The sequence below is a fragment of the Microbaculum marinisediminis genome (assembly GCF_025397915.1).
GTDB classification, from domain to species: Bacteria; Pseudomonadota; Alphaproteobacteria; order Rhizobiales; family Tepidamorphaceae; genus Microbaculum; species Microbaculum marinisediminis.
Map to the genome: position 1 here is coordinate 190,299 of NZ_JALIDZ010000009.1, position 11,287 is coordinate 201,585.

Sequence of the window (11,287 nt, forward strand, 5' to 3'; positions counted from 1 at the left end):
GTTGTTCTTGACAAAACACCACCGCTAAAAAAAGATAGATATCTAAGAATAAAATATAGCGACATCGCACGGACAATGCGAAGCGGTGTCGCGGCAAGGGAGGAAATATGCCGGACGGCCAGTCATTGGCAGGCAAGCCGGTCCCGATTGCGTCGGTCCCATCGGGACGGGTCGCTGCCAGCAATTGGCGAGAGAGTTGCGACGCATCGCTCGCGATATCGGCGCGGTCGGCTGGACGCCTTCGTACCCAACGCGAACTCGCCGGCACGACCGCTCCCGTCTCCCGCCAGGACACGAATCCGGAACAAGCGATCGGCGGCGCGGTCAAGGGCACGCCCCCTGGACGGACGGACGGGAAATCCCGTGGCTCATCAGGCCGTACGCTCGTCCGCGCCACGCATCACGAGCGCGTTGTGCGGACGGAGGCCCAGGCTTTCGAGCCTGGCGCCCCTATAGAGGTGGAAACAAGGTCGGGTTCCGGTCCGAGCCAGACGCAGTCCGACAACGTGCGCGGCGTCAACGAGTGGCCAATCGCCAACGCCTTGGGGGCCGGTCTCAAAGCATCGATATGGACACGCGGAGTAGATACAGCCGTGCGCCGCTTGCGCCACGGCGACGCTGACGGCGCCTGGATCGATGGCGCCAGCGACCCCGACGCCCCCTTCGGAGGTGTCAAGCAATCCGGATTGGGACCGGAAGACTGTCCGAGCGAATGGCCCCCTAAACGGGCTCCAGGACGGTTACGATCGTCGCCTCCCAAAGAAGAGGCCGGCGATGCCAATACTCACGAAAAATCGCAAGAGGGAGGATACCATGAAGTTAAGGTCAATCGTGATCGCGCTCGGATTGGCAATGGCGGCCGGAGGCGCGCAGGCTCAGTCCATTGACCTGACCCTTTCGGGCGGGAACCCGGGTGGGCTGTGGTCGCTTCTAGGCGCAGGATTGGATCGTGCCGCAAAGGCCGAGAATCCGGACAACGTAATCACCTACCAGGCAACTGGGGGTGGGTTCGCCAACATCGGACTTCTCGCCACGAACCGATCCGACCTGGGCCTGGTACACGATGCTGAAGTCAAGCTCGCACTAACGGGACAGGAGCCATTCAAAGCGCCGGTCACGAACCTGCAAGCCATCGGCTACATGTACAACTGGGCGCCGATGCACTTCTTCCTGAAGAAGTCGGTTGCCGACGAATACGGTATCGACAGCCTCGACGATCTCGCATCGTCCGGTGCGCCTCTCACCATCGGCATAAACCGTTCGGGCAACATCACCGGCGACGTTGCACTTTTCATGCTCGAGGCAGCAGGACTCGATGAAGCCACGCTCGAGGCGAATGGTGGCTCCTTTGTTCGCGCCGGCGCGAACGAGCAGGGCGATCTGATGCAGGACGGGCGGATCACCATGGCCACAAATGGCATTTTCATCGGCCACTCATCGTTCCGGGCGATCGATGAGAATACCGACGTGGTTCTGCTTGAAATTCCTGAGGACGTCATCGCCGCGACGAATGAACAGTTCGGCACATCGTCCTATACGATCCCCGCCGGCAGCTACTCAAAACAGACGGGTGACATAGACACCATGGCGCTCGGTGCCATGGTGGTGGCAACCGACGCAATGGACGAAGCGGTGGCCGAGACTCTCGCCCGTAGCGTCCTCGAGCACATCGACGAAATTCGCGGGGTTCACGGTGCGATGAAGCAACTTTCGCCGGAACTGATGGTGAGCCAGACCGTCTTGCCGTTCCACCCCGGCGCCGCCAAGGTCTACAAGGAAGCGGGCCTGATCGAGTGACTTTTTCCCTCGTTGCGACGGGACGCCGGCGCGCCTTCAAGGGGGCGCCGGCGCGGACACTGACGGGCATCGCAGCCGCCTTTGCCTGTTGGGTTATCTACGCCAACCTTTTCGTTATCTCGGACCCGCTGGTCCTCGGCATCCTGTTTGTGTCGGGTATCCTGACGCTCCTCTTCCTGGTTATAGGACACTCCCCCTCTGCCCCCGACAATCCGACGATTATTGATTGGACTCTCTCGGGGTTGAGTCTGGCGTCGGGTGTATTCTTCTTCGTCAATGCGGGCGAGATTTCCGACCGGATCACCCTCCTTGATCCGTTCACCGGTCCGCAGTTCTTCTTCGGCACAGCGATCCTGCTTCTTACCCTCGAGGCAACGCGGCGCACGACCGGCGCGGCGCTGACCGGGATCGTAGCGCTCTTCCTGCTCTACAATTGGTTTGGATACCTGCTACCACCGCCATTCGGCCACGGCATCTCCGAGTTCACCTACCTGCTTGATATTCTCGTGTTCACAACAGACGGCGTATTCGGGGTCCCGATCCAGGTCGTCGCAAGCTATGTCTTCCTGTTCGTGATGTTCGGTACCCTTTTGTCGAAGGCCGGCGGTGGCGACTTCTTCTTCAACATCGCGTCAGCTGCAACGGGAAACAGCCGAGGAGGCCCGGCGAAGGTCGCAGTCATATCCTCAGGCCTATACGGCACGATGTCGGGCAGCCCGACTTCGGATGTAGTGGCGACCGGATCGATCACGATTCCCATCATGAAGCGTCTTGGCTACTCCAAGCGCTTCTCCGGCGCCGTTGAGGTGGCGGCATCGACGGGCGGTAGCGCCATGCCACCAATTATGGGTTCGGCCGCTTTCATTCTCGCCGAGTTCACCGGGACCCCCTACCGAGAGATCGTTTATGCGGGCCTCATACCCGCACTCCTCTACTATGTTGGCGTATTTCTTCAGGTGCACCTGCGCGCGGTTCGCGAAGACCTCAAACCGTATTCCGACGCCATTCCCACGCTCGCTTCTACTTTCGCTTTGGGTTGGCCTTTCCTGATACCGATTGCTGTCATCATAGGTGTTCTGATGGCCGGCTACTCTCCGGTCTTTACCGCCGGAGCCGGTGCCTTCGCTGTCATCGTCGGTACATTCTTCACCAAGAAGACGCGTATGACGCCATGGCAGATCGTCGAGGCCCTGGGGGAGACAACACTCCGAATCCTTCCCGTCGCGGGCGCCTGCGCTGCCGCGGGGCTCGTCATTGGCGGGCTCTCGATGACCGGGCTCGGCATGAAGGCCGCTAGCGTGATCATTGAAATTTCGGGAGGCACCGCGATCATGACGCTGCTGCTTGCGGCAGTGGTCACCATCATCCTTGGGCTTGGGATGCCGACCCCTTCGGCCTACATTTTGGCTGCCGTCCTGGTCGGGCCTGCGCTGACCAAGATCGGTTACCCAGTCCTCGAAAGCCACATGTTCCTGCTGTACTACGCCATCTTGTCGGCGCTTACGCCGCCAATTGCGGTCGCCGCCTTGGCTGCAGCGGCAATTGCGGACGAGGATCCATTCGTTATCGCGTTTGACGCGATGCGGCTCGCCGCTGTCGGCTTCCTGTTACCATTTGTTTTCATCTGGAACCCGGCGATCCTCGGTCAGGGAACCGCCTTCGAAATCGCCCGTGTCGCAACCGGTGGTGCAATCGCCGCCTGCGCTATTGCGGTTTCATTTGAGTGGATCAAGCTGGGTAGAAGCGGAGTCACGGCATGGCCAATGCGCGGCGCTCTCGTTGCGGGAGCCACCGCGGCTGTCGCGCCGAACATGCTCGTAGCGCTCATCGGGAGCACACTAACCGTCGGGATTATGGCCTTCCTCTACATTCAGTCGAGAAACAACCCTGCCCCCGAAACAGCACCTGGTGAATAGTATTGTTCCGATCTCGAAAAGTGGCCTTAGTTCGTGAAACCAGCCTGCCTTCGGTAGTCTGTGCTCAGCCGTCCATGACCGCCGCTCCCAGCAAATTTGCAGAACCTTCAGCACGCGACCCAGAACAGCGAACTCTACTCGGATAGCGATCAGGTCCATTCGCGCTTCAGTCATAGTCGCCACGCAACCGGGAATTCCGCGCGCCGCCCTGCCAACTATGGCCGAGCGCTCCGTCAAATCACGAGGCAATCCGCTTCAGCGAAACAGGCTGCCCCCGCGGTTACGTTCAGAACAACAGAGCATCAAGAACCGTCGTTCATAGCAACGCCCTCGAACGACCACGGCTGACGCCTTGCCGTCTCAGTAATAATATTTCGCGACTCACCTTGTGTCGGATTTACTTCGTCCGGCTGCAAAGCTCAATTCCGACACCGACTAGGCAAGGGCGTTTGAAACGGCTCTGAGCGCAAACCGATATCCATCGGCACCAAGTCCCGCAATCACACCGGTGGCGACCTTGGATACGTAGGAATGGTGATAGTAGGACTCGCGCCGGTGAATGTTGGAGAGGTGGACCTCGATGATCGGCCCTTCGAACATCTTCAGCGCATCCAACAGCGCGATCGACGTGAAGGTGTAGGCGGCAGGGTTGATGACAATGCCGGCGCCGAAATCGATCGCCTCGTGCACCCATTCGACCAGCTGTCCCTCATGGTTGGACTGCCGGAATTCGATCGGCCTGTCCGGCAACTCCGCGCGGCACATCGCCTCGACGTCGGCGAGTGTCGCCGAGCCATAGATGCGGGGCTCTCGGGTGCCGAGCCGGTTCAGGTTCGGCCCGTTCAGTACGTAGATCGGCTTCGTCATCGCGAAGATCCTTATCCGGAGTAGCCCAGCAGCCGCGGCAGCCAGAGGACGGCGTCCGGCACGAGGGTTATGAAGGCGAGCGCGGCGATTAGCGCCAGCAGGAACGGGAAGACGTCGCGCATGATCGGCCACAGGCCGGCACGCGCCACATTGGCGACGACAAACAGCAGAAGGCCGTAGGGCGGCGTGATCAGGCCGATCATCAGGTTGACGACGACGACCACGCCGAAATGCACCATGTCGATGCCGAGTGCCTGCGCCGTCGGGACGAAGATCGGGACGATAACGAGAAGGATCGTGATGCCTTCGAGAAGGCAGCCCAGGATCAGCAGCGTGACATTGACGATCAGCAGGAACCCGAGCGGCGAGAGATCGTAGCCGGATATCAGCGCACTCAGGCTGTTGGGAATATTCTCGATCGTCACCACGTAGTTGAAGACCAGCGCACCGCCGATCATCAGGCCGATAGAGGCGCTCGAGCGTGCGCTCGACAGGACGGCCCGATAGGCGTCCTTCGCGGACACGTCGCGATAGAGCAGGATCGAAATGAGGAAGGCATAGGCGGCCGCGATCGCGGCGGCTTCCGTTGGCGTGGCCACCCCGCCGTAGATGCCGCCGAGCAAGATAACCGGCATCATCAGCGCCGGGAACGCTCGCACCGTAATCATGGGAAGTCTGCGCAGCACGACCGGGTCTTCGACCGGGAAGCCCTTTCGATGCGCCACGACGGAATTGATTGCCATCAGCATCGCGGCCATCAGCAGTCCGGGCACGGCGCCTCCCAGAAACAGGTATCCGATGGACGCGTCGGAAACGAGTGCGAACAGCACCATCGGAATCGAAGGCGGGATGATCGGCCCCACCACCGCGGAGGCCGCCGTGATCGCCCCTGCATAGCTGCGGCTATAGCGCCCGTCGCGCGTCATCATTCCGATGATCAGTCGCCCGACGCCGGCGGCATCCGCGATCGCCGACCCGGACATGCCGGCGAAGATCACGCTCTGCACAACGTTGACGTGGCCGAGACCGCCGCGGAAGCGCCCGACCAGCGCGTTGCAGAAATCCAGAAGCCGGTTCGACAGGCTGCCGACGTTCATCAACTCGGCCGACAGGATGAAAAGCGGGATGGCGAGCAGGACGAAGCTGCCGCGAAGCCCTTGCAGAAGCTGTTCGGCCGCGATGGCGAGATCCTGCCCCTGCACCAGCAGGTAGAGGATCGAGCCGCCGATCATCGCGTATCCGATCGGCAAACCGAGAACAGCCAGAACCGTTATCGAGGCGAGACAGATCGCAAACGGACTGAACAGACTCATTCGTCCCTCAGGTGAGAGGGATCGGTGAGATCGGGCGCCCTGCCGCGGATCGCCTCAAAACCGAGCCATGCGTAGCGGACGATCGCGGCGAGAGCGAACAGCACGTATACGGAGAAGAGATAGTCGAGCCGGATGTCGATATAGGACGCCTTCTCGACCTTCATGAACATCACGTAGTCGACAGTCGCCGGCAGTGAGACAAGCAGGAGCGCGATCAGCGCCATGGCCGTCACGATCGCGAAACCTCGGCGGGTTCGCCTGGAGACGGCGCTGTAGACGATATCGAAGCGGATCTCGTCGCGCTCGGTGACAACGAAAGCAGCCCCCCATAACACCAGCCACATCCAGGCAAGCGTGCTGACCTCAAGCGTCCAGCCGACCGGCCAACCGAGCACGTAGCGGAAGAGGATTTGAAGGATGAAGGAGACGAAGACGGTCGCGAGCAGAGCGACTGCGACGTTCTCGGCGCGCCGTTTCATCCATCGCAGCAGACGGAGCTGGTTCATGGTCATCGGCTTTTTCGCTGGCTCTCACCAGTGTCGAGCGAAAGTAGGCACCCGTCCGGACGTCGGTCACCGGCCACATCAGGCTGGTGACCCAATTCCCCTCCCCTGACAGTCTTCAGAGGGCGTTGATCTTGTCCAGCATTCCTTCCGGCCAGTCCCTGGCGAAGTCGGATTCGAGATACTTCTGCTGGGCATACTGGCGGAACGCCTCGACGTCGGGCTTGTAGACCTTGAGCCCTTGTTCCTTGAAGAAGTCGGCGAGCTTGGCTTCCTCTTCGAGGTGCCTCTGCGTGCTCCAGTCGACGGCCTTGTTGACCTCGGCTTCGAGCGTCGCCTGCTGCTCCGGTGTCAGCGAATCCCAGGTTTTCTTGGATACCGCGAACAGATCGTAGCCTATCAGGTGGCTGGTCAACACGATCTGCGAGGTGACCTCATAGAATTTCATGTTGTAGTCGTTCGGCAGCGGGTTGTCCTGGCCATCGATCGCGCCGGTCTGCAGGCCGGTGTAAACTTCCGAGTAGGCCATCGGCGTCGGGTTGGCGCCGAGTGCGGAGCCGAGAAACTGCCATGCGTCGCCACCCGGCATTCTCAGCTTGATGCCCGCCATGTCCGCCGGCGTCTTGATCTCCTTCTCGGGTTTCAGATTCACCTGACGGGTCCCGAAATAGACTGGCGCGATGATACGGATGCCGAGCTTGTCCTCGGCCATCTTCGTCATTTCCTTGCCAGGCTCGCTGGCGAAGAACGTCTTCAGATGATCGGCGTCGCGGAACAGGTAGGCGGCCGTCAGAACCGACCACTCGGGCAGCTGCTTGGCGATATCCTGCGGCGCGACGATGCCCGTTTCCAGGTTGCCGCGCTGAAGGGCGACGAGCTCGGTGCCTTGCTTGAAGAGGGTGGCGCCAAAATGCGGTTCGAGGGTGAACTCACTGGAGAGTGCTTCCTGCAGGTTCCGGATAGCATCGGCGCGGATATCCGTATCCCCGAAGACAGCCGCGAACTTGAGAGTCGGCTTGTCCTGCGCGGCCGCAGGTCCGGCGACACCGACGGCGGCGAGCATGGCGCAGCCGAGGATGGCGACGCGTCTGTTGATCATCATGGACATGCTATTTTCCTCCCGTTTAGAGCGGACTTCCGAGAGTCCACCGTTCCTTTTCTCGATAATGGACGAAATAGTTAGTTTACGTCAATTCGGATCGGCACCTGTCTTGCCTCCATTGCTACCTCGCGCCGAAATGTGCGGCCATTTGAACGGGATCGGGGTCGACCCCCGTGATCAGCCTGAACGCCATCACGGCCTGGAAGATCGCCATTCCCGCTCCCGGCAGAACCTGGCTGCCAATCGCCCGCGCGGCTTTCAGCAGTTCCGTCTCGGCCGGGAAATACACAATGTCGGCAACCCACTGATCCGGACGCAGCCAATCGACCGGCAACGGCGTGCCCGGGTACTTGGCCATGCCAACCGGTGTCGCGTTCACCACGCCCGAGGCGCTTGCAACTGCAGCTTCGAGGTCCGTCGTATCGGCGATACGGTCTGCGCCGTAGGTTTCCCCTATGTGTTTCGAGAGGCGGATGGACTTGCCCGGGTCCGTATCCGCGATCGCAATTCGCCCCGCGCCAAGATCGAGAAGCGCCTTGGCGACAGCCAGACCGGCTCCTCCCGCGCCAAGAAGCACGACCGTATCGAGCCGTGGCGCGTGGAGGCCGCGCCGAAAACTCTCTGCGAAGCCCCAGCAGTCGGTATTGTGGCCGATAGCGCCTGAGGGGCCGAACACCACAGTGTTCACCGCTCCGATGACGTCCGCGTCTGCAGACAGGCCGTCGAGGCAGGAAATAACGCGTTCCTTGAATGGGTGCGTGACGTTCAGTCCTGCATAGCCTTCGCGCCCCAGCTTTTCGACTAGCATGGGCAGATCGGAATCACTCGCTCCGAGGATATCGAAATCGAACAGGTGGTATTCATAGTCGAGCCCGAGACGCGTGCCTTCCGCCACATGCATGCGAGGGCTCAGGGACTGCTGGATACCGCGGCCGACCAGTCCTGCTCGCAACGCCACGCTGGCGTCGGAAAGACCAATCTCGTCGTGAACCGCCGTGTCCGATTTCAAGGCCGCGCGCCTCGTGTTTTCAGGGCCTTGCGGGACGCCGCCGCTCCTGCATCCCGGCCTAAGACGACCAGCCCGCCTGGATCGCAGGGCGCCCCAAACTATGGACGAACCAGTTAGTTTAGTCAATTATAGGACTATCGCGAGAAGGAGAACCCTCGCCGTCATGACGATTGAGACGATCACGAAAAGGACTGCGCCGAGCCGGACGAACGATCCGGAGGGCACGAAACGCAACATCATCGAGGTGGCGACGAAGGAGTTCGCGCAAAATGGGCTTTCTGGCGCGCGCATCGACGAGATCGCCGCCAAGACCAAGTCCAGCAAGCGGATGATCTACTACTACTTCGGCGACAAGGACGGCCTCTATCTCAAGGTTCTCGAGGACGCCTACAGCCGGATGCGGATGACCGAGGCCGCGCTCGATCTCGAGGATCTGCCGCCGGCCGAGGCGCTGGCGAAGCTTGTCCGTTTCACGTTCGACCACCACAACGGCCACGAGGACTTCATCCGCCTGGTGATGATCGAGAACATTCATCACGGCGAGTTCCTCGCGAAGTCATCCGTAATTCAGAAGCTCAACGTGACGGCCATCGACGCCGTTCGCCGCCTCTACGGACGCGGTGTCGAACAGGGTGTGTTCCGCGCTGGCCTCGATCCGATCGAAGTGCACTGGCAGATCAGCGCGCTGTGTTTCTTCAACGTCTCCAACCGGGCAACCTTCTCCCAGATTTTCAAGCGGGACCTCGGATCGAGGAAATCGCTCGATTCCCTTCGCGAAGCAGTGGTCGAGATGGTCGTCCGGCATCTCAAGGCAGACTGACCAGCAACTGGAGGAATGCGGACAACTGCGATGAAGACGTCTATCGCGACTGTATCGATCAGTGGAGATCTGCGGGAGAAACTGGCGGCGATCGCGGCGGCCGGGTTCGACGGCGTCGAGATTTTCGAGAACGACTTCCTCGCATTTGACGGATCGCCCGCGGAAGTCGGGCAGATGATCCGTGACCACGGCCTCGAGATCACCCTGTTCCAGCCGTTTCGCGATTTCGAAGGGATGCCGGAGCCCTACCGGGCGCGTGCTTTCGACAGAGCCGAACGCAAGTTCGACCTGATGCAGGAACTCGGCACGGATCTAATGCTGGTCTGCTCGAACGTGTCGCCGCATTCGCTCGGCGGGATCGACCGACTTGCGGATGACTTCCGGGAACTCGGTGAACGGGCTGAGCGCCGAAACCTGAGAGTCGGATACGAAGCGCTCGCCTGGGGCGCGCATATCAACGATCACCGCGATGCCTGGGAAGTCGTGCGGCGGGCCGATCATCCGAATATCGGCCTGATCCTCGACTCCTTCCATACGCTCGCCCGTCGCATCGACGTGAATTCCATCCGGGCGATTCCGGGCGACCGGATTTTCATCGTCCAGCTTGCAGACGCACCGCTTGTCGACATGGACCTTCTGTTCTGGAGCCGGCACTTCCGCAACATGCCGGGAGAGGGTGACCTGCCCGTTGCCGATTTCATGCGGGCGGTGGCCGCGGCCGGATACGACGGGCCTCTCTCGCTGGAGATCTTCAATGACCAGTTCCGCGGCGGGTCTCCGAAGTCGATCGCGATCGACGGACATCGCTCGCTGCTGGCCCTGATGGATCAGGTCCGGCGCAGCGAACCGAACATAGCGATCGACGTACCGCCGATGCCGGACCGTATCCGGGTCGAAGGCGTTGAGTTTGTCGAATTCGCTGCATCGGAACGCGAGGCGCAGCAGTTGACGTCGCTGCTGAAGACAATGGGTTTCGACGAGACAGCCCGTCACCGCACCAAGGACGTCACGCTCCACCGGCAGGGCGCGATCAATGTTGTCGTCAACACCGAAAAGGAGGGTCTGGCGCATTCAGCCTATGTGATGCATGGCGCAACCGCCTATGCGATGGGGCTGAGGGTCGAGGACGCCGCCGCCACGGTCGAGCGTGCGCGCGCACTGGGCGCCCAGACCTTCGAGCAGCCCGCCGGTCCCGGCGAGCTCGTCATCCCCGCCATCCGCGGCGTCGGCGGCGGCGTCATATACTTCCTGGATGGAAAAAGCGATCTCGGGCGTGTCTGGGAAATCGAGTTCGAGTTCTCCGAAGCCGGTACATCATCGGACGCAGGTCTCGTCTCGGTCGACCATGTCGCGCAGACGATGAACTACGAGGAGATGCTGACCTGGCTGCTCTTCTACACGTCAATCTTTCGGACCAGGAAGCTACCGATGGTCGACGTGATCGATCCGGCCGGCCTGGTGCGCAGCCAGGTGATCGAGAGCGACGACGGAACCTTGCGATTGACCCTTAACGGAGCGGAGAACCGTAGAACGCTAGCGGGCCGCTTCATCGCCGAGAGCTTCGGGTCGAGCGTCCAGCACCTGGCGTTCGCGACGCGCGATATCTTCAAGACTGCCGCCGCCCTGAAGGACCAGGGGTCCCAGACCCTGGCGATCTCGCCAAACTACTACGACGATCTCCAGGCCCGTTTCGGGCTTGCGCCGGACCTTACAGAGCGCCTGCGCGCGGCCAATATCCTCTACGACCGCGACGACCGCGGCGAGTATTTCCAGCTCTATAGCCCGAACTACGGCGAAGGCTTCTTCTTCGAAATCGTAGAGCGACGCGACGGCTACAAGGGATACGGGGCCGCAAACGCGCCGTTCAGGATCGCCGCGCAGAAACGGATGCTAGGTACGCCGGGTTTGGTGGCTTAGCACCATTTGAAGAGAACCCATGTTTCAGAGTCCAACGGCCCGC

At 61.1% G+C, this 11,287-nt stretch carries 10 protein-coding genes; 5 read left to right on the top strand and 5 right to left on the bottom strand.

Features of this window, described 5'->3' with window-relative positions; all coding sequences use genetic code 11:
• The first annotated feature begins 107 nt into the window (after positions 1 to 107).
• From MUB46_RS24400 to MUB46_RS19150, 3 genes are read left to right on the top strand one after another with little or no spacing between them, the layout of a single operon-like run.
• Positions 108 to 887, top strand: coding sequence for an aldehyde dehydrogenase family protein (locus MUB46_RS24400; RefSeq protein ID WP_425256288.1), 780 nt, complete (start codon positions 108 to 110; stop codon positions 885 to 887).
• Positions 775 to 1,797 (top strand): TAXI family TRAP transporter solute-binding subunit, encoded by a 1,023-nt coding sequence (locus MUB46_RS19145; RefSeq protein ID WP_261617563.1) that lies wholly within the window; start codon positions 775 to 777, stop codon positions 1,795 to 1,797. The genes MUB46_RS24400 and MUB46_RS19145 overlap by 113 nt, the downstream gene beginning before the upstream one ends.
• Positions 1,794 to 3,713, top strand: a complete 1,920-nt coding sequence (locus MUB46_RS19150; protein WP_261617564.1) for a TRAP transporter permease — start codon at positions 1,794 to 1,796, stop codon at positions 3,711 to 3,713. Before MUB46_RS19145 ends, MUB46_RS19150 begins: the two co-directional genes overlap by 4 nt.
• Positions 3,714 to 4,148: 435 nt before the next feature.
• Here the strand turns inward: MUB46_RS19150 and aroQ are convergent, their stop codons facing one another.
• The 5 genes from aroQ to MUB46_RS19175 form a co-directional block, all read right to left on the bottom strand.
• Positions 4,149 to 4,580 carry a type II 3-dehydroquinate dehydratase gene (gene aroQ, locus MUB46_RS19155; protein WP_261617565.1) on the bottom strand — a complete coding sequence of 144 codons (432 nt, stop codon included), beginning with the start codon at positions 4,578 to 4,580 and terminating at the stop codon, positions 4,149 to 4,151.
• An 11-nt stretch (positions 4,581 to 4,591) separates the two neighbouring features.
• Positions 4,592 to 5,893: a TRAP transporter large permease gene (locus MUB46_RS19160; RefSeq protein ID WP_261617566.1), complete on the bottom strand. Its 1,302-nt coding sequence runs from the start codon at positions 5,891 to 5,893 to the stop codon at positions 4,592 to 4,594.
• Entirely contained in the window at positions 5,890 to 6,405 is a 516-nt protein-coding gene (locus MUB46_RS19165; protein WP_261617567.1) for a TRAP transporter small permease, read from the bottom strand. The genes MUB46_RS19160 and MUB46_RS19165 overlap by 4 nt, the downstream gene beginning before the upstream one ends.
• 109 nt (positions 6,406 to 6,514) lie before the next feature.
• Positions 6,515 to 7,504 (bottom strand): sialic acid TRAP transporter substrate-binding protein SiaP, encoded by a 990-nt coding sequence (locus MUB46_RS19170; RefSeq protein WP_261617568.1) that lies wholly within the window; start codon positions 7,502 to 7,504, stop codon positions 6,515 to 6,517.
• Positions 7,505 to 7,619: 115 nt separating this feature from the next.
• Positions 7,620 to 8,507 (bottom strand): shikimate dehydrogenase, encoded by an 888-nt coding sequence (locus MUB46_RS19175; RefSeq protein ID WP_261617569.1) that lies wholly within the window; start codon positions 8,505 to 8,507, stop codon positions 7,620 to 7,622.
• 163 nt (positions 8,508 to 8,670) lie between these two features.
• Between MUB46_RS19175 and MUB46_RS19180 the strand changes: the two genes are divergently transcribed.
• Positions 8,671 to 9,327 (top strand): TetR/AcrR family transcriptional regulator, encoded by a 657-nt coding sequence (locus MUB46_RS19180; RefSeq protein WP_261617570.1) that lies wholly within the window; start codon positions 8,671 to 8,673, stop codon positions 9,325 to 9,327.
• A 30-nt stretch (positions 9,328 to 9,357) separates the two neighbouring features.
• Positions 9,358 to 11,244, top strand: a complete 1,887-nt coding sequence (locus tag MUB46_RS19185; protein ID WP_261617571.1) for a bifunctional sugar phosphate isomerase/epimerase/4-hydroxyphenylpyruvate dioxygenase family protein — start codon at positions 9,358 to 9,360, stop codon at positions 11,242 to 11,244.
• Positions 11,245 to 11,287 lie beyond the last annotated feature (43 nt).

What these genes read in the sequence shown, in the direction of transcription:
- MUB46_RS19185 (WP_261617571.1), top strand. Translation starts at nt 9,358, where the DNA reads ATGAAGACGTCTATCGCGACTGTATCGATCAGTGGAGATCTGCGGGAG.
- MUB46_RS19145 (WP_261617563.1), top strand. Translation starts at nt 775, where the DNA reads ATGCCAATACTCACGAAAAATCGCAAGAGGGAGGATACCATGAAGTTA.
- MUB46_RS24400 (WP_425256288.1), top strand. Translation starts at nt 108, where the DNA reads ATGCCGGACGGCCAGTCATTGGCAGGCAAGCCGGTCCCGATTGCGTCG.
- MUB46_RS19165 (WP_261617567.1), bottom strand. Translation starts at nt 6,405, where the DNA reads ATGACCATGAACCAGCTCCGTCTGCTGCGATGGATGAAACGGCGCGCC.
- MUB46_RS19180 (WP_261617570.1), top strand. Translation starts at nt 8,671, where the DNA reads ATGACGATTGAGACGATCACGAAAAGGACTGCGCCGAGCCGGACGAAC.
- MUB46_RS19170 (WP_261617568.1), bottom strand. Translation starts at nt 7,504, where the DNA reads ATGTCCATGATGATCAACAGACGCGTCGCCATCCTCGGCTGCGCCATG.
- MUB46_RS19160 (WP_261617566.1), bottom strand. Translation starts at nt 5,893, where the DNA reads ATGAGTCTGTTCAGTCCGTTTGCGATCTGTCTCGCCTCGATAACGGTT.
- aroQ (WP_261617565.1), bottom strand. Translation starts at nt 4,580, where the DNA reads ATGACGAAGCCGATCTACGTACTGAACGGGCCGAACCTGAACCGGCTC.